The organism is Lysobacter sp. GQ73 (assembly GCF_059758755.1).
Genome location: NZ_JCAXEE010000008.1, coordinates 241,909 through 256,077 on the forward strand (window position 1 = coordinate 241,909; position 14,169 = coordinate 256,077).

The 14,169-nt window shown below is 69.6% G+C and carries 12 protein-coding genes; 9 read left to right on the forward strand and 3 right to left on the reverse strand.

What is annotated here, in order from left to right:
• Positions 1 to 90: 90 nt before the first annotated feature.
• On the reverse strand, positions 91 to 1,377 hold the full coding sequence (locus AC6CH2_RS20260; RefSeq protein WP_498270781.1) for a hypothetical protein: 1,287 nt from the start codon (positions 1,375 to 1,377) through the stop codon (positions 91 to 93).
• A 509-nt stretch (positions 1,378 to 1,886) separates the two neighbouring features.
• Here AC6CH2_RS20260 and AC6CH2_RS20265 point away from each other — a divergent pair.
• The gene (locus AC6CH2_RS20265; protein WP_498270782.1) at positions 1,887 to 3,008 is read left to right on the forward strand and encodes an acyltransferase family protein; all 1,122 of its coding nucleotides are present in this window, start codon (positions 1,887 to 1,889) and stop codon (positions 3,006 to 3,008) included.
• Between the two features lie 319 nt (positions 3,009 to 3,327).
• Positions 3,328 to 3,552 (forward strand): hypothetical protein, encoded by a 225-nt coding sequence (locus AC6CH2_RS20270; protein ID WP_031373937.1) that lies wholly within the window; start codon positions 3,328 to 3,330, stop codon positions 3,550 to 3,552.
• 68 nt (positions 3,553 to 3,620) lie between these two features.
• On the opposite strand, the gene AC6CH2_RS20275 is transcribed toward AC6CH2_RS20270, so the two are convergent.
• Positions 3,621 to 4,730 carry a glycosyltransferase family 4 protein gene (locus AC6CH2_RS20275; RefSeq protein WP_498270783.1) on the reverse strand — a complete coding sequence of 370 codons (1,110 nt, stop codon included), beginning with the start codon at positions 4,728 to 4,730 and terminating at the stop codon, positions 3,621 to 3,623.
• A 376-nt stretch (positions 4,731 to 5,106) separates the two neighbouring features.
• On the opposite strand from AC6CH2_RS20275, the gene AC6CH2_RS20280 reads away from it, so the two are divergent.
• The 5 genes from AC6CH2_RS20280 (at position 5,107) to AC6CH2_RS20300 (ending at position 8,970) form a co-directional block, all read left to right on the forward strand.
• Entirely contained in the window at positions 5,107 to 5,493 is a 387-nt protein-coding gene (locus AC6CH2_RS20280) for an ArsR/SmtB family transcription factor (RefSeq protein WP_498270784.1), read from the forward strand.
• A 354-nt stretch (positions 5,494 to 5,847) separates the two neighbouring features.
• On the forward strand, positions 5,848 to 6,276 hold the full coding sequence (locus AC6CH2_RS20285) for a YciI family protein (RefSeq protein ID WP_498270785.1): 429 nt from the start codon (positions 5,848 to 5,850) through the stop codon (positions 6,274 to 6,276).
• Positions 6,277 to 6,438: 162 nt separating this feature from the next.
• Entirely contained in the window at positions 6,439 to 6,852 is a 414-nt protein-coding gene (locus tag AC6CH2_RS20290; protein ID WP_498270786.1) for a VOC family protein, read from the forward strand.
• Positions 6,853 to 7,078: 226 nt separating this feature from the next.
• Positions 7,079 to 8,338: an RNA polymerase sigma factor gene (locus AC6CH2_RS20295; RefSeq protein ID WP_498270787.1), complete on the forward strand. Its 1,260-nt coding sequence runs from the start codon at positions 7,079 to 7,081 to the stop codon at positions 8,336 to 8,338.
• A 230-nt stretch (positions 8,339 to 8,568) separates the two neighbouring features.
• The gene (locus AC6CH2_RS20300; RefSeq protein WP_498270788.1) at positions 8,569 to 8,970 is read left to right on the forward strand and encodes a hypothetical protein; all 402 of its coding nucleotides are present in this window, start codon (positions 8,569 to 8,571) and stop codon (positions 8,968 to 8,970) included.
• Between the two features lie 10 nt (positions 8,971 to 8,980).
• Here AC6CH2_RS20300 and AC6CH2_RS20305 read toward each other — a convergent pair whose 3' ends face one another.
• The gene (locus AC6CH2_RS20305; protein WP_498270789.1) at positions 8,981 to 9,577 is read right to left on the reverse strand and encodes a TetR/AcrR family transcriptional regulator; all 597 of its coding nucleotides are present in this window, start codon (positions 9,575 to 9,577) and stop codon (positions 8,981 to 8,983) included.
• 156 nt (positions 9,578 to 9,733) lie between these two features.
• Between AC6CH2_RS20305 and AC6CH2_RS20310 the strand changes: the two genes are divergently transcribed.
• Together AC6CH2_RS20310 and AC6CH2_RS20315 are read left to right on the forward strand one after the other, a co-directional pair.
• A complete protein-coding gene (locus tag AC6CH2_RS20310; RefSeq protein ID WP_498270790.1) occupies positions 9,734 to 10,768 on the forward strand; it encodes a Rossmann-fold NAD(P)-binding domain-containing protein in 1,035 nt (344 codons plus the stop codon).
• A gap of 114 nt (positions 10,769 to 10,882) precedes the next feature.
• Entirely contained in the window at positions 10,883 to 14,047 is a 3,165-nt protein-coding gene (locus AC6CH2_RS20315; protein ID WP_498270791.1) for an efflux RND transporter permease subunit, read from the forward strand.
• The last annotated feature ends 122 nt before the right edge of the window (positions 14,048 to 14,169 follow it).

The window sequence follows — 14,169 nt, forward strand, 5'->3', positions numbered from 1 at the left end:
CCTCACATCGGCGAATGGCGTACGTCGCTCCTGCAGGGACGGGTTCGCAACAGCGATGCGAAGCTCCGTAGCGGAAGCGCCTCAGCCGCCTCAGCCGCGACGATTCAACCGCCGCCCCAGCCACCACGCGCCGGCCGCGACCGTAACCCCCAAGAACAACGCCAGGCCGCTGACGCCCGGGGTGGCGCGTTCGCTGACGAATTCGCTGCCGGGCAACAGGATGATCACCGCCATCGCCAGGCAAGCGTAGGCGACCACGGTCAGCACCCAGAACAGCCACTGCAGCGCACGCAGCACTTCGCGGCTGGGTTCGGCCTCATGGCTGGTGCGATGAGTGCCGCCGCGGCCGAGCGCCCACAACCAGTACGTCAGCGAAGCCTGGTCGACCTTGGCGCCACGCCGCAGCGGGCGGCGGTAGGGACTGTCGGCATACACGGCCGTGTTGAGCGGGCTGTCGCCGCGCATCAGGTTGAGGCGGTCGTTGGCCAGCGGCAGGTTGCGCGGGTCGTTCGGCGCGGCGTTGACCATCAACGGCACCACGGTCGGCGCGACCAGCGCTTCGCTGGCCGGGGCGGCGACATTGGCCGGCACCACGGCCGGCGGCGTGCTCAGGCGCTGCATCATCGACAACTGGTTGAGCAGGTTCTGCTGCGCGGGCAAGGACTCGCTGTACAGCGCGCTCGCCATCGGCGCGGCCAGCACCGCGTTCGGCGTCGCCACCGGCACCGCGAGCGCAGGCGCCGCCGCATAGGCGACCTGCGCCGGCAGGCCGGCGTTGGCCGCGGCGGCCACGCCCGGGTTGCCGAGCATCGCAGTCTGCACGCCGGACGGCTGCATGGTCATCGCGCTGCCCGGCACCGCATCGGCCGACACCGGCCGGTTCATGCCGCTCAGCCCGGTGGCGTTGCCGAGCGCGCGCTCGGACAGGGTCGGCGGCGGGTACTGGGTGATCTGGTTAAACGCGGTCTGGGTGTTGCCGCTCGACTGCATCGACTGGCCGGGCAGCAGGCGGCTCGGATAGGCAGCGATCTGGTCGTCCATCGCCGAACCGGAACTCACCACGTTCGGGGTGTTGTGCGGGCGGTCGTGCTCGGCCGAGCCCGGCGCGGTGCCGGACGGCGGCGTGACCGGATTGGTATCGCCGCCGTGACTGTTGTCGACCCCATTGCCGCCGGTGTTGCCGTGGCCGCCGTGCGGCTTTTCCAGGCCCGGCGGGCCGTCGCCGTTCAACCCCGGCGGCGAGCCGGGGCTGTGGTGATCGTCGCCGCCCAGGCCGGGCAGGCCCAGGCCGAGCGGGTCGTGGCCGGGACCGCCCAGGCCGGGAAAGGACGGGCGGCCGCCACCCAGAAGTCCGGGTAAATTCGGAAAACCCGACATGGGCGTTCTCCCAGCAGAAACCTCGCACCGGATCGATAGCGCGCCCCTGGAAATTAATCCGCCGCGCCGTCGTGGGCATCCTCGGGCCGACCCTAGGTCAGGCGGTACGCACCGGCACCGCAGGACGGCTTCCTGGCGGAGCCGTAGCGAGACCAGCGAGATGCCGCATTCGCCCGGACGCGCCGGTGTCGCAGGCGCCGTCCTCGACGCGCAGATGTGCGGCCCAACCTCGCTCACCGTCGACCTGCCATGCCTCGGCACCGCGTCGTCGTTCGAACGCGCAAACATCGTGCCGGCGCCGTCGGCGCGCCCGCCTCATCGCCGGTGTCGCCTGCCGGCCCGCGATCGCCGCGCGAGCGTGGCAACGCAGGCGTCTTTCGCTTGCGGATCCTCTTGTTGCGGACGCAGCTCTCGGCGAGACTGTTCGCGCGGTTTCCACCTCGCGGCGCAATGCCGCGATGCGATCGCGGCGCCATCCCTCTGTCCTACATCCACCTCCAGGACCTTCAATGAGCCGACTGCCCGGCCTCGATCTGCTGCGCGCGATCGCGATCGTATGGGTGATGTTCTTCCATGCCGCCGCACTCGGCTCGCCGTATCCGCCGATGTCCCGGTTCGGTTGGATGGGGGTGGACTTGTTCTTCGCTCTTAGCGGTTATCTGATCGGCTGGCAGGTGCTCAAGCCGCTGAGCCGCGGCGAACCGTTGCGCTGGGGCGATTTCTATCTGCGCCGCGCGATGCGCGTGCTGCCTGCGTTCTGGGCGGTGATCGCGTTGTACCTGCTGGTGCCCGAGTTCCGCGAGCGCCCCGGCATGCAGCCGGTCTGGCAGTTCCTGACTTTCAGCGTGAACCTGCTGATCGACTATCAACACAACAAGGCTTTCTCGCATGCCTGGTCGCTGTGCGTGGAAGAGCATTTCTATCTGCTGTTTCCATTGATGGCGTGGTGGCTGACGCGGCGTCCGGCGTTGTGGAAAACCGTCGCGATCGCCGTGGCATTGGTCGCCGGCGGCATGGTCTTGCGCGCCTGGGTCTGGCATTCCAGCCTCGACGACGGCAGCACGGCCTGGGTCGAGCGCATCTATTACCCGACCTGGATGCGCCTGGACGGCTTGCTTGCCGGAGTCCTGCTCGCGGCGATCCGCGCTTACCGCCCGTCGTGGTGGGCGGCGATGATGCGGCGCTGTGGCGTGTTGCTCGCGCTCGGGCTGGCCGGCGTCGCCGCAGCGATTTGGCTGTCGCAGGATCGCCTGGGCTTCCAGGCCTCGGTGTTCGGTTTCCCGGTGGTTTCGTTCGGGCTCGCGTTGCTGGTCGCGGCCGCGGCTTCGGAGCAGCGCTGGACCGGCCGGGTGCGGGTGCCGGGCGCGGCCTGGCTCGCCGCGGCGTCGTTCAGTCTCTACCTGACCCACAAGCAGATGTTCGGCCTGGTCTCACGCCACTACGGCGACCGGCTCGACGGCCACGGCCTGCTCGCACTCGTCGTCTATGCCGCGGCGGCGCTGCTCGGCGGCGCGCTGCTGTATTACGCGGTGGAGCGGCCGTTCCTGCGTCTGCGCGATCGCATCGTGCAGCGGCGCGACGACCGCGGCGCGCCCGCGCCCACTGCGGCGGTGCCGGCCGCGCAGGTTTGAAGCCGAGGCGGTCCGGCCGTCCCCGCTCCCGGTGATGGCCTCCCCAGTCCTGTTCATCGGCGGGCGATGCATGAGGTGTGACTTTCGTCATGTTTCGAGCATCCCGGCTATGGCCTAAGGTGGGGAAAGCGCTCCGGAACGCGTTCGGAATAAGGAGAGTTCCGGAATCGTCGGCCGCGATGCAGATCGCTGGCGGCGAATCCGGCCCGGTCCGTCCATGCGTCCCCCGGCGTGGGCGCCTACAGTCCAGTGGCCCGGTCCGTCCGTGCCGATGTGCTCGAAGCGGGCCTTGCCCGCCGTTGCCAGAGGGGTGTGAACGATGCATCGAACCCGTGCCGAACTCGACGGCGATCTGTGCCAGCTGCGTGCCGCCTTGCCGATGTGGCGGCGTCAGTGGCGCGACGATGCCGTGTTCTGGCCGCGCGTCGACAGTCTGGTCGAACGGCTGTTGACGGTGACGCCGCGCCCCGAGCGCGGCCACGTGGTCTCCAACATCAACCGGATGCTGGCCTCGCAGGGCTTGCAGCACGCGCCGTACGAGTAAGGTCGGGGAATAAAGCCGGCGAATAAGGCCGGCGCGTCTCGCCTTCGCGGCCGCATCGGTGTTTGCGGCTATCTCATCAACTCGTCGAGCAGGGCCGCCACGCGCGCGGCGTAGGCGTTCGGCGCGAAGCGCTGGGCAAAGGCGCGGCGCTGTTCGGCGCTGCCGTCGACCGCCTCGCGGCCGAGCTGGATCATCAACCGAGTCAGCATCGGCCGGTCGTGCGGATCGAAGCGCGGCATGTCGCCGGGCGCGACTTCCTCCAGTGCGCTGCCTTCGGCGACCGCGACCGGCGTGCCGGCGGCGAGCGCTTCCAGTACCGGCAGGCCGAAGCCTTCCGCGTACGAGGGTTGCCACAGGCGTTCGGCGTCCACGTACAGGCGGGCCAGGCCTTCGTCGTCGAGGTCGTCGAACCGGTGCACGCCGTTGACCCGGCGCAGTTCCGGGCCGACGTCGGCGGGCGAGCCGACCACGGCCAAGTCCGGCGTGTCGTAATGCTGGCGGCGCGCGTCGAGCCAGGCGCGCAGGAACAGGTCGGCGTTCTTGCGCGGCTCGCGGGTGCCGACCAACAGCCAATAGCGCGGCGGCAGGGCGAGCGGCAGCTTGCTGCGGTCGGCCGGCGGCGGCAACGGCGCGACCGCATCGGGCAGCACGTAGAGCTTGTGCGCGTGGGCCGGGTACAGGCGCCCGCATTCGGCGGTGGTGTAGCGCGACGGCGTCCAGATCGCGTCGGCGTTGGCGATCGCATGGCCGATCCGGATCCGCTCGATCAGCCGCTCGGCCAGCGCGCGCCACGGTGAGGTGCGCGGGCGGCGCAGGGTCAGCCGGAACAGGTCGTGCAGCAACACCACCTGGCGCACCCCGGCCGGCTTGCGCCACAGCGGCAGGCCGCCGTCGGCGGTGGCGATGTAGAGGTCGATCTTTTCCCGGCGCAATGCCGCCGGCAGGAAACCGGCGTCGTAGTGCCAGCGATCGCGCAGGCCGGGGTCGTGGTCGAGCGTCAGCGGCGCGTCGTCGCTGACCGCGATGGCGCGATGCGGATGCTCGGCCGGCGCGGCGGTGAACAGCACCGTGTCGATGCCGCTGCGCCCGCGCAAGGCGCGTTCCAGAGCCAGTACCTGACGCCCGGCCGGGGTCGCCGGGGCGGTAGTGGCGGCGCGGTAGTCGAGGCCTATGCGCATGCGGCAGGCCTCCGGGCCGGGACCGGCCGTGGCCGCTCCATGACAACGGCAGTGACCGTCGTGCGCGCACAGGCAACCATCGCGTTGGAGTACGAATGCTTCATCGGGATCCCGCAAGGGCAGACCACTGACGGGATTGCAGCCGGGCCGACCTTCCCTGACGAGCACGATATTACTGCGGATTACGTCACGTCTATTATGTGACGTAAGTCGATAATGTTGACCGCTATGGTCGGCAGGCCATGGGATCGCCGAACGAAAGCCGAGCTCCCCAGTTCAGCGAAACGCACTTCGCCGACGCATGGCCACGCCGCTTGACAGCCTGGGCCCGCCGGCTTTATCAACGGATCAGTTATTTAACCTATCGGTTCATAGAATGTCCGTCGACTCGCTCAATGCGACCTTCGCCGCCCTGGCCGACCCGACCCGGCGCGCGATCCTGGCCCGGCTCGCCCAAGGCGAGGCCGGGGTGACCGAACTGGCCGAGCCCTTCGCCATGAGCCTTCCGGCGATCTCCAAGCACATCAAGGTGCTCGAACGCGCGGGCCTGATCGCGCGCGGCCGCGAGGCGCAGTGGCGGCCGTGCCGGCTCGAGACCGAGCGGCTGCGGGAAGTCTCCGGCTGGCTCGACCGCTACCGGCAGATCTGGGAACAACGCCTCGACCGCCTGGACGACTACCTCGTGCAGCTGCAGGCGACCCAGGCCGGCGGCGGCGACCCGCTCCGAACCGGGAGCAAGCGCGATGAGCCCGATCCCGACTGACCGCCGCCGCGGCTTGGGCCGCGCGGGCCGCGAGCGGAGCCGGCGCCATGGCTGATGCCGGCGCGTCCGAACGCAAACGCGACGGCGCCGAGTCCGCGTCGCGGCCGGCGAGGCCGTGCTGCGGTCTGCCCAGCCCGCTGGCGAGCGCCATCCGCAGCACCGTGCGTCCGTCCGTGGACCGCGCCGCCGCCGCCGCGCCGCCGCCCGCAGGGCCCGGCCGAGACGGGCGAGAGCCGATTCGCTGACCGGAAGAGGCCGGCCGCGCCCCTCCGGCGCGGATGTCGATTTGGCCGCGCCCCGTTCGTCGTCCTCATGAGAGCCGCCACCGGGCCGCTCGTCCGCGAGGAACCGACGATGAAATTCATGCTGATAATCAAGGCCGACCGCGACAGCGAGGCCGGGGTGCTGCCCGATCCGGCCTTGCTGAGCGCGATGGGCGCCTACAACGAGGAACTGGTCCGGGCCGGCGTGCTGCTCGCCGCCGAAGGGCTGCATCCGAGCGCCAAGGGCGTGCGGGTGCAGTTCGACGGCGCCTCGCGCCGGATCGTCGAAGGCCCGTTCGCCGCGACCGAGGAACTGGTCGCCGGGTTCTGGCTGATCCAGGCGCGCTCGCTCGCCGAAGCGGTCGAATGGGTCAAGCGCGTGCCGCATCCGCCGGGCCTGCCGGCGCAGATCGAAATCCGACAGGTCTACGACCTGGCCGACTTCGGCGACGCCTTGAGCCCGGAACTGCGCGCCGCCGAAGAGCGCATGCGCGACCGGGTCGCGACCTGGTCGAACTGACGGCCGCACCAAACGCGGCTCGCACGTCGATTCCGGGCGCGCGGGTTCGTCGTGATTACGACACCGGCCGTCGTGGCCGCCCGCATCGCGACGGCCATGCCCAGCCACAGCGCCCGTCTCACCCGGTTCAAGCGCCCCCACCCCAGCGAGGACGACCCCGCCATGCAACTGACCACTTACCTGTCTTTCAACGGCGACTGCCGCCAGGCATTCGAGTTCTACCAACGCACCCTCGGCGGCAAGATCACCGACATGATGATCTTCGGCGACCACCCCGGTTGCGAAGGCCTGGGCGAGCACGAGCGCGACAAGATCATGCACGCCCGCTTCGAGCTCGACGGCTTCGCCCTGATGGGCACCGACGCCACCGATCTGTATCCCTACCGGGCCGTGACCGGCGCGCACGTCGTGGTGTCCTTGAACGATCCGGCCGAGGCCAAGCGCATCTACGAAGCCTTCGCCGACGGCGGCAGGATCGACATGCCCCTGCAGGAAACCTTCTGGGCGCTGTCCTACGCCATCGTCAGCGACCGCTTCGGCGTGCCGTGGATGATCAATTGCGAAAAGGCCGCCTGACCGCTCGAAGGGCAGGCGCGGCGCAAGCCGCGACCACGTCATGTGCCGGCGTTGGCCGCGGTGCAGATCATTAGCGGCCGAGACGTCTGTCCGGCTCGATCGCTTTCGCCGGGCGCCGACGGATCGCGGTCGCCGCTCGCGCCGCTCCAATCCAAGCCGGGACGCGGTCGCGCGGCCCGGCCCCGGGCCTTGCATCGGCGTGTCCGAGATGGTCTGATCCTTGGCCGTGACGGCCATCGATACCCACCGTGCCATCGACGCCGTCTGGCGCATCGAATCGGCCAAACTCATCGCCGGACTGACGCGCATGGTGCGCGATGTCGGTCTGGCCGAAGAACTCGCCCAGGACGCGCTGGTGATCGCGCTCGAGCGCTGGCCCGAGACCGGGGTGCCGGACAATCCCGGCGCCTGGCTCATGCAGACCGCGAAGAACCGCGCGATCGACCGGCTGCGCCGCAAGAAGCTGCTCGACCGCAAGCACGAGGAGATCGGGCGCGAGATAGAGGCCAGCCAGGACGAGGTCGAGGACGCCTTCTTCGACAAGCTCGACGACGACATCGGCGACGACCTGCTGCGGCTGGTCTTCATTTCCTGCCACCCGGTGCTGTCGACCGAGGCGCGGCTGGCCCTGACCCTGCGTCTGCTCGGCGGCCTCACCACCGACGAGATCGCGCGCGCCTTCCTCGCCGCCGAGCCGACCATCGCCCAGCGCATCGTCCGCGCCAAGCGCACCCTGGCCGAGGCGCAGGTGCCGTTCGAGGTGCCGCGCGGCGAGGAGCTGGCGCAGCGCTTGGCCTCGGTGCTCGAGGTCATCTACCTGATCTTCAACGAAGGCTATTCGGCCACCGCCGGCGACGACTGGATGCGTCCGGGCCTGTGCGAGGACGCACTGCGCCTGGGCCGTATCCTGGCCGGGCTGATGCCGAACGAATCGGAAGTGCACGGCCTGGTCGCGCTGATGGAAATCCAGGCCTCGCGCGCGGGTGCGCGCACCGCGGCCGACGGCACCCCGATCCTGTTGCTCGACCAGGACCGCGCGCGCTGGGACCGGATCCAGATCCAGCGCGGGCTGAGCGCGCTGGAGCGCGCGATCCGCCTCGGCGGTGCGCAGCGGCCGTACGCCCTGCAGGCCGGCATCGCCGCCTGCCACGCCAGCGCGCCGACCGCGCAGGACACGCCGTGGCCGCGCATCGCCGCGCTGTACCAGCAACTCGCGGTGCTGACGCCGTCGCCGGTGATCGAACTCAACCGCGCCGTGGCCTTGTCGATGGCGTTCGGCCCGGCCGCCGGCCTGGAGCTGGTCGACACGCTGGTCGACGAGCCTTCGCTCAAGCATTACCACTTGCTGCCGACGGTGCGCGGCGACCTGCTGTTCAAGCTCGGCCGCCGCGACGAAGCGCGCGCCGAGTTCGAACGCGCCGCTTCGATGACCCGCAACGTGCGCGAGCGCGACCTGCTGCTCGCGCGCGCCGCCGAAAGCGCCTGAAAGCCAGCGCGCCCGGCGCGAGGGCGAACCCGGGGTCGCACCGCGGCACCATGGCGGCATTCGCCGTAGGGGTCGCGAGGGACGGGCGGCAGCGCCGACGCCGCCGTCCCAGGCATGGAATTCACACTCTCCGAACGTGCGAAAACCGCGGAAATTTACCGGTTTTTTACACGCCTGCCGCCGGCCTCGACCAGGATGCGCGCAACTCGGGCCGCGTGGAGGGAAACACGATGAGCAACGTAGCTATCGGCATGACCATTGTCGTCGCACTCAACCTTTGGGCCACGGTCGTAGTGGTGCGCAATGAGGAGCCGCGAACGCAGACGCGGCGCCGGCAACTGAGACTGATCTGGCTGCTGCCGGTGCTCGGCGCGACGCTGTGCCTGGCGATACATGCGAGTGGCCAGGCCATTGCCAGCGGAACGCGCCGCGCAGGAGCCGGGCGTTACGGGTCCAGCCGTGGTGCGGGCAACGATTTCGGATTTCCGCAGGCGGTGTTCTTCGGCGGCACCGCCGGACAAGACTGCGGCGACCCCGGCTGGGGCGGCCCTTGCGGCAACGACGGCGGCACCGGTGGCGGTGGCGACTGCGGAGGTGGCGATGGAGGCGGAGGCGGAGGCGGAGGCGACTGAGTCGCGCCGCTCAAACGCCGGCGTCGGCCATCGCACCGACGATCAACCGGGCCAGCGTCGCCGCCGCATCGGCTTCCTCGATGCGCCCGCGCGTCATCTCGCGCGACAGCGCATCGCCGGCGCCGATGATGGCGACGCAGCGGCGCAGCAACTCATCGGCCGGCAACGACGGGGCGAACGGTGCGAGCAGGTCGCGATAGAAGCGCACATAGCCTTCGACCAATTCCTGCTGGAATTTCTCCATTTCCTCGTCGCCGGCGAGCGCGGCGTTGATCGCGTGGCACTCCGGCCCGGCGGTGCGGAAGCAGCTCATATAGCTCTCGCCGAGCAGCCGCGCGACATCGTGCAGACGCTGCGGGGTACGCTCGAAGTCGCGCCGCACCACCGCGTTCTGGCGCTCGTCGATCTGCTTGTACAGCGCGATCAACAGACCCGAACGGGTGCCGAAGTGCTCGTAGGCGATCGGCTTGCTGACCCCGGCGCGCTCGGCGAGGTAACCCAGGGTCAAGGCATCGGTGCCTTGCTCGCGGACGATGCCCATTGCCGTTTCGAGCAACTGCTCGCGACGTTCGGCCTTGGGCAGGCGCTTGGCGGGGGTCTCGGTCATGGAGCGATCTCTGGCGGGCGGGTTGCGGGTGCGACGAAGAAAAAAGCGCTTGACAGCCTGGGCGGGAGTGTATCTTACTATTGGTAACTTACCAATCGTAGCTTGCGCCGGTACCCATCGGACGCCGCGCACGCTGCTCAGCCAGGAGCTTGAACCATGATCGCAATCGCCAACAGACCCGTCCTCATCATCGGTGGTTCCGGCGTGGTCGGCGCCCAGGGCGCGCAGGCCCTGCGCCGCCTGCAGCCGGAGCTGCCGATCGCCATCGCCGGCCGCGACCCGGCCAAGGCGGCCAAGGTCGCCGCCGGGATCGGCCGAGCGGAGGCGGTGCGGGTGGACCTGGAGCGCGCCGACCTCGGCCTCGGCGACGAGGCGCGCTTCGGCGCGGTGGTGGTGTTCGTCAAGGACGACAGCCTCAACTCGCTCAAGTACGCCCAGCGCCACGGCCTGCCCTACGTCAGCACCTCCAGCGGTTCGTTCGAGATCGCCCCGGAAGTCGCGCGCCATCTGCGCCATCCCGGGCGTTCGCCGATCCTGCTGGCGAGCCATTGGCTGGCCGGCACCGCGACCTTGCCGGCGCTGCACTTCGCGCGCGAGTTCCGTCGCCTCGACCGCATCGTGATCTCGGCCCTGCTCGACGAGCAGGACATGGGCGGCCCGGCCGCGGCCGCCGACTACGAACGCCTGACCACCGCCGCGGCAGCGCAGATCCTCGAACGCGGGCGCTGGCGCTGGGTGCGCGGCGAAGCAGCGGCCGCCACTTTCGCCAGCGTCGACGGCACCGTGGTGCAGGCCGCCGCGTATTCGCCGATGGACGTGGTCAGCCTGGCTGCGGCGACCGACGCGCACTCGATCCGCCTCGACATGGCCTTGGGCGAAAGCGCGAGCCGGCGCCGCGGCGAAGCCTTCTCGACCGAGATCGTGATCGAGCTGGAAGGCGAACGTCACGACGGCACCCACGTGCGTACCCGCCACGAACTGGTGCATCCGCAAGGGCAGGCGCCGATGACCGCACTCGGCATCGCGCTCGGCGTCGAACGCCTGCTCGGCCTGGCCGGTGGCGATGCGGTCGCGCCGGGCCTGTACACGCCGGACCTGCTGATCGACCCGGCCTATCAGCTGCGCCAACTCGAAGCCTTCGGCGTACAGGTCGCGCAACGGCCGACGACCGAGCTGCGCGCCGCCGCCTGATTCCGGCCGGCGCGTCTCGCGCGCCGCGCCGCCCATCGCTTCCGAACCCACCCGGCCGGCGTCCTCCACGCCGGTTGCGGCCGCCTGCGGCCTCGCGCCGCCCAGGACTCCGTCATGGATTTCTCGCGTTTCTTCATCGACCGGCCGATCTTCGCCGCGGTGCTGTCGATCCTGATCTTCGCCGCCGGCCTGATCGCGATCCCGCTGTTGCCGGTCAGCGAATACCCCGACGTGGTGCCGCCGACCGTGGTGGTGCGCGCGGTCTACCCCGGCGCCAACGCCAAGGTCATCGCCGAAACCGTGGCCACGCCGCTGGAGGAAGCGATCAACGGCGTCGAACGCATGATGTACATGAAGTCGGTGGCCGGCTCCGACGGCGTGCTGGTGGTCACCGTCACCTTCAAGCCCGGCACCGACGCCGACCAGGCCCAGGTGCAGGTGCAGAACCGGGTCAGCCAGGCCTTGGCGCGCCTGCCCGAAGACGTGCGGCGGCAGGGCATCACCACCCAGAAGCAGTCGCCGACCCTGACCATGCTGGTGCATCTGATCTCGCCCGAGAGCAAGTACGACTCGCTCTACCTGCGCAACTACGCGACCTTGAAGCTTAAGGACGAACTCGCACGCCTGCCCGGTGTGGGCCAGATCCAGATGTTCGGCAGCGGCGACTACGCGATGCGGATCTGGCTCGACCCCAATCGCATCGCCGCGCGCGGCCTGAGCGCGAGCGACGTGGTGGCGGCGATCCGCGAACAGAACGTGCAGGTCTCGGCCGGGCAGCTCGGCGCCGAGCCGATGCCGAACCGCGCCGAGTTCCTGGTCCCGATCAACGCCCAAGGCCGGCTGCAGAGCGAGGCCGAGTTCGGCGCGGTCGTCATCAAGCGCGGCGCCGACGGCGAGCTGGTGCGCTTGTCGGATGTGGCCCGGATCGAACTCGACGCCGGCGACTACAGCCTGCGCGCCCAGCTCGACAACCACGATGCGGTGGCGATCGGCTTGTTCGAGGCGCCCGGCGCCAATTCGATCGGCCTGTCGAACGCGGTGCGCGCGCGCATGGACGAGCTCGCGCAGACCTTTCCGCCCGGGCTGGAGTACCGCATCGTCTACGACCCGACCGTGTTCGTGCGCGACTCGATCAAGGCGGTGGTCACGACCCTGCTGGAAGCCATCGCGCTGGTGGTGCTGGTGGTGATCCTGTTCCTGCAGACCTGGCGCGCCTCGATCATTCCGTTGCTGGCGGTGCCGGTGTCGGTGGTCGGCACCTTCGCCGCGCTGTACCTGCTCGGGTTCTCGATCAACACCCTGAGCCTGTTCGGGCTGGTGCTGGCGATCGGCATCGTGGTCGACGACGCGATCGTGGTGGTGGAGAACGTCGAACGCAACATCGAGGAAGGCCTGACCCCGCTCGCGGCGGCGCACCAGGCGATGAAGGAAGTGTCCGGCCCGATCGTCGCGATCGCGCTGGTGCTGTGCGCGGTGTTCGTGCCGATGGCGTTCCTGTCGGGCGTGACCGGCCAGTTCTACAAGCAGTTCGCGGTGACCATCGCCATCTCGACGGTGATCTCGGCGATCAACTCGCTGACCCTGTCGCCGGCGCTGGCCGCGCGCCTGCTGCGCCCGCACAGCGCGCCGAAGGATGCGCCGACCCGTTTGATCGACCGCCTGTTCGGCTGGCTGTTCCGTCCGTTCAACCGCTTCTTCGCCTCGAGCTCGCGCAAGTACCAGGGCGCGGTCTCGCGCACGCTGGGCAAGCGCGGCGCGGTGTTCGTGGTGTATGCGGTGCTGCTGGTCGCGACCGGCCTGATGTTCAAGGCCGTGCCGGGCGGCTTCATCCCGATCCAGGACAAGCTGTACCTGATCGGCGGGGTGAAACTGCCGGAGGGCGCCTCGCTCGCGCGCACCGATGCGGTGATCCGCAAGATGAGCGCGATCGCGATGTCGACCGAAGGCGTATCGGCGTCCGAAGGCTATCCCGGCCTGAATCCGCTGCAGTTCACCAACACGCCCAATACGGGCACTCTGTTCTTCGAACTCGACGGCTTCGCCCGACGCGAACGCAGCGCCGAGGCGATCAACGCCGAACTCAACGAGAAATTCGCCGCCTTGCAGGACGGCGCGGCGTTCTCGTTCATGCCGCCGCCGATCCTCGGCCTCGGCGCGGGTTCGGGCTATGCCCTGTACATCCAGGACCGCAGCGGCCACGGTTACGGCGAGCTGCAGAACGCGCTCAACGCCATGAGCGGCGCGGTCGCGCAGACCCCGGGCATGGGCTATCCGATCAGCACCTACCAGGCCAACGTGCCGCAACTCGACGCGCGCGTCGACCGCGCCAAGGCCAAGGCCCAGGGCGTGCCGCTCGACGAGCTGTTCGCCACCTTGCAGACTTACCTGGGCTCGTCCTACGTCAACGACTTCAACCGCTTCGGCCGCACCTACCAGGTCATCGCCCAGGCCGACGGCGCCCATCGCGACAGCATCGAGGACATCGCCAACCTGCGCGTGCGCAACGGCGACGGCGACATGGTTCCGCTGGGTTCGATGGTCAGCCTCGGCGAGACCTACGGCCCCGACCCGGTGATCCGCTACAACGGCTATCCCGCCGCCGACCTGGTCGGCGAATCCGACCCGCGGGCGCTGTCGTCCAGCCAGGCCATGCAGACCCTGCGCGAACTCGCCGCGCAGGCCCTGCCCAAGGGCATGGCGATCGAATGGACCGACCTGAGCTATCAGCAGGCGACCCAGGGCAAGGCCGCGCTGATCGTATTCCCCCTGGCGGTGCTGCTGGCGTTCCTGGTGCTGGCCGCGTTGTATGAAAGCTGGACCTTGCCGCTCGCGGTGATCCTGATCGTGCCGATGACCTTGTTGTCCGCCTTGCTGGGCGTGTGGTCGAGCGGCGGCGACAACAACGTGTTCGTGCAGGTCGGCCTGGTGGTGCTGATGGGCCTGGCGTGCAAGAACGCGATCCTGATCGTCGAATTCGCCCGCGAACTCGAACTGCAGGGCAAGGGCATCGTGGAATCGGCTCTGGAAGCCTGCCGCCTGCGCCTGCGCCCGATCGTGATGACCTCGATCGCCTTCATCGCCGGCACCGTGCCCCTGCTGATCGGCCAGGGCGCCGGCAGCGAAGTGCGCACCGCCACCGGCATCACCGTATTCGCCGGCATGCTCGGGGTGACCTTGTTCGGCCTGTTCCTGACCCCGGTGTTCTATGTGGCGCTGCGGACCTGGGTGACGCGGAGCGTGCCGGAGCGGGGCTCCGCCGACACGATCGCTTTGGGGTAGGAGCGACGCGAGTCGCGACCGCGACGTCTCCACCTTGCGGCGTTCCTGGCCGTAGCCCTGTAGGAGCGGCGTAAGCCGCGACCATGGAAGGGATCGACGCCGCATCGCCGTCGTCACTGATC

What these genes read in the sequence shown, in the direction of transcription:
- AC6CH2_RS20260 (WP_498270781.1), bottom strand. Translation starts at nt 1,377, where the DNA reads ATGTCGGGTTTTCCGAATTTACCCGGACTTCTGGGTGGCGGCCGCCCG.
- AC6CH2_RS20265 (WP_498270782.1), top strand. Translation starts at nt 1,887, where the DNA reads ATGAGCCGACTGCCCGGCCTCGATCTGCTGCGCGCGATCGCGATCGTA.
- AC6CH2_RS20270 (WP_031373937.1), top strand. Translation starts at nt 3,328, where the DNA reads ATGCATCGAACCCGTGCCGAACTCGACGGCGATCTGTGCCAGCTGCGT.
- AC6CH2_RS20275 (WP_498270783.1), bottom strand. Translation starts at nt 4,730, where the DNA reads ATGCGCATAGGCCTCGACTACCGCGCCGCCACTACCGCCCCGGCGACC.
- AC6CH2_RS20280 (WP_498270784.1), top strand. Translation starts at nt 5,107, where the DNA reads ATGTCCGTCGACTCGCTCAATGCGACCTTCGCCGCCCTGGCCGACCCG.
- AC6CH2_RS20285 (WP_498270785.1), top strand. Translation starts at nt 5,848, where the DNA reads ATGAAATTCATGCTGATAATCAAGGCCGACCGCGACAGCGAGGCCGGG.
- AC6CH2_RS20290 (WP_498270786.1), top strand. Translation starts at nt 6,439, where the DNA reads ATGCAACTGACCACTTACCTGTCTTTCAACGGCGACTGCCGCCAGGCA.
- AC6CH2_RS20300 (WP_498270788.1), top strand. Translation starts at nt 8,569, where the DNA reads ATGAGCAACGTAGCTATCGGCATGACCATTGTCGTCGCACTCAACCTT.
- AC6CH2_RS20305 (WP_498270789.1), bottom strand. Translation starts at nt 9,577, where the DNA reads ATGACCGAGACCCCCGCCAAGCGCCTGCCCAAGGCCGAACGTCGCGAG.
- AC6CH2_RS20310 (WP_498270790.1), top strand. Translation starts at nt 9,734, where the DNA reads ATGATCGCAATCGCCAACAGACCCGTCCTCATCATCGGTGGTTCCGGC.
- AC6CH2_RS20315 (WP_498270791.1), top strand. Translation starts at nt 10,883, where the DNA reads ATGGATTTCTCGCGTTTCTTCATCGACCGGCCGATCTTCGCCGCGGTG.